This window comes from Flavobacterium sp., assembly GCF_028712645.1.
Taxonomy (GTDB): domain Bacteria; phylum Bacteroidota; class Bacteroidia; order Flavobacteriales; family Flavobacteriaceae; genus Flavobacterium.
Map to the genome: position 1 here is coordinate 1 of NZ_JAQTPQ010000379.1, position 2,583 is coordinate 2,583.

Consider the following 2,583-nt stretch of genomic DNA (forward strand, 5'->3'; position numbering starts at 1 on the left):
AAAGATAAAATCATCGTGATTGGCATTTACTTTTTTGTATTTTTCTAAAATATCGATAGCCACTTTTCCAATTTTGAACTGGTGTACTCTTCCAGTTTTACGAATGTGTTTGTTGATTTTATGTTCAGCTTCATTGTAATTAGAATATTGCATTTCGATAACATCACTAAAACGCAATCCTCCGGCATAAATGGAGAAAAGGAATAAATCTCTCCACATCATAGCTTTTTTGCCTTCTATGAGCTTTAATTGAGTTAAATCGTCTATCTGTTTTTTGTTTAGAAATAATCTTTTAGAAGAACTGATTTTGAGGGTTATTTTGCTAAACGGAAACATAGTTTCGGGAATTACTTCTTCACGAATTGCATCTCTGAATATGGTTCCGAGCACAATTATGGAAAGGCGTTGAGTTGTATCTCCGTTGCCTAAAGTATCACCTAAATGAAATTTATAGTCGTTTAATAGTGCTACGGTAATTTCATCAAAATATACATCCTTTGTTCCCATATATTTTTCAAATTTATCAACCTGCGAGGTGTATGCTCTGTACGTGGAATAAGAAACGGTACTTTTGATTTTCTCTAATCTCTTTCTGGCATATTCAAAAAAGTTTGGCACTTCTTTACCCTTAATGGCTTCTTTTAGTTTTTTAACCGAAACCGTTTTGATTTTACGTTCCATATCTGCAACCTGACCTTCGGCATCTGCAATTTTTTGAGATAATGCAGCATTCATTCTGGCACTGTTGGAATGGTTCTTTTTTACTTTCTGCTTTGCTTCATCCCACTCGTTCTCTTTAAGCTTCACTCCAGCAGTGATAAATTTCGTTTTTCTATCTTTTATAATTCGTATATACAAAGGGCTGTGTCCGGTTTGGTCTACCTGATGTGTTCTTAAAATTAGTTTTACTGATGCCATAATAATAGGAATTTAGAAATGTTATACTACTTTTGTAAATTAATGCAAACGAGTGAAAGTATTGTAAATAAAGGGGTTTCAATTGGGTGCATCGTAATACGAAGGTATAACAATAGGTACAACAAAACAAGGATTTGACTGCTTTTTGTTGCTTAAAATTGCATTGTTCATTTTTACAAAGTCAATGAATACAACACTTTAAGTGCAAATTGGAGGGTTGAATGAAAAGTTGTAGATAACTTATATATAGGCGAAACAAACCTTCGTATATACACCCAAAATCGGGTAGATTGGCGAAGGTTTATTTCTATTTTATTATTCATCAATCCTCTCCAAAACATTTTTCAGTTTTTCTTTCTCTTTTGGAAACCAGCCTTGAACGATTAAAACAACACCAAAAACCATTAAAACAATACTGATTATTTTCTTTATTTTAAGAATATTATTTGGTGTCATTTTTGTTTTTAACTGCTTAGCTAATAGTATTTTAATACAATCAACTAGTAAATATGATAGAATTACGGTTGCAAAAAAAGTAAACATTCTGGAGTTTTGCATCTCTAATTTTGGTCCTACTGAAATAATTACAGCCAACCAAAAACCTAATACTCCAATGTTGATGATGTTTAAAAAAAAGCCTTTAATGAATAACCCAAAGTAATCTTTTCTGATAATTTCGTTATCTATTTTATGAGTGTCTATTTTTTTTTCTTTATGTAAACCAATGTATGAAATAACACCATAAGCGGCCATTAATATTCCTCCAAACATAAAAAGAGCGGTATTGTCTTTAAGACTTGTTATCAATCGATAACTTCCTAAATAGGCTATTGTAATAAAAACAATATCTCCTAAAACAACTCCTAAATCAAAAACTAATGCCGCCCGAAATCCTTTTATAATACTGGTTTCGAGTAATATAAAAAAAACTGGACCAATCATAAAACTTAAAAAAAATCCCCAAGGAATTCCAGATAAAATATCGTTTATCATTAAAAACTAAATTATTTAAAGTGAAAATAGAATCAAAAGTATTATTTTTCTGTAATAGTTCCTCCTAAAATTGTCTTTTGATTAATTTGTTTTGGTTTTCCATAAATATAAATAGTTCCTCCTGCCTTCACTTTTGCATCTACTAATAACGTTGCAAAAACTTCTGCTTGACCGCCAGCAGAAACTATTATTGAGGTTTGCGAAGTATGTAAATCTTTTGCGTTTAAAATTGCTCCCGAAGCAATAATAGCGTTTTGATTAGAGGCTTCTCCTGATAATTCTAAAATTCCACCTGTAACCGCTCTTACTTCTGCTTTATCAACATCTAAATCTATGTTTATTTCTGATCCTTCTTTAGCGTTTAAATTAATCAAAGTTTGCTTAAATGTTTTATCACAAGAAACATAAGTTCCTTCGCCAGCTTCTATGTTTTCTATTTTTTTGAAATATAATTTAATTATAATATCGTCTCCTGATAATAATTTTGGAAAAGGCATTCTTAATTTTAATTCTCCATTTTTATTTACAACTTCAACTTCATTTTCTCGTTTTCCTGTTATAATTATTTTATTTTCGGAAGATGGAATAAGTTTTACATTGAGTTTATCAAATACTTTTACACTATCAAAATCTCCTAGCTCTCTTGTGACTTGAGCAAATTTGACTTGAACT

Annotated in this window: 3 protein-coding genes; all 3 read right to left on the reverse strand. The window is 30.7% G+C overall.

Annotation, left to right across the window (positions count from 1 at the left end; genetic code table 11):
* Positions 1-918 (reverse strand): site-specific integrase (locus PHC28_RS18120; RefSeq protein WP_300103827.1); only part of this gene is annotated, 918 nt, incomplete at its 3' end.
* Between the two features lie 315 nt (positions 919-1,233).
* A complete protein-coding gene (locus PHC28_RS18125) occupies positions 1,234-1,911 on the reverse strand; it encodes a LysE family transporter (RefSeq protein WP_300103831.1) in 678 nt (225 codons plus the stop codon).
* A gap of 41 nt (positions 1,912-1,952) precedes the next feature.
* The coding region (locus tag PHC28_RS18130) for a head GIN domain-containing protein (RefSeq protein WP_300103834.1) at positions 1,953-2,583 on the reverse strand (631 nt) is incomplete at its 5' end.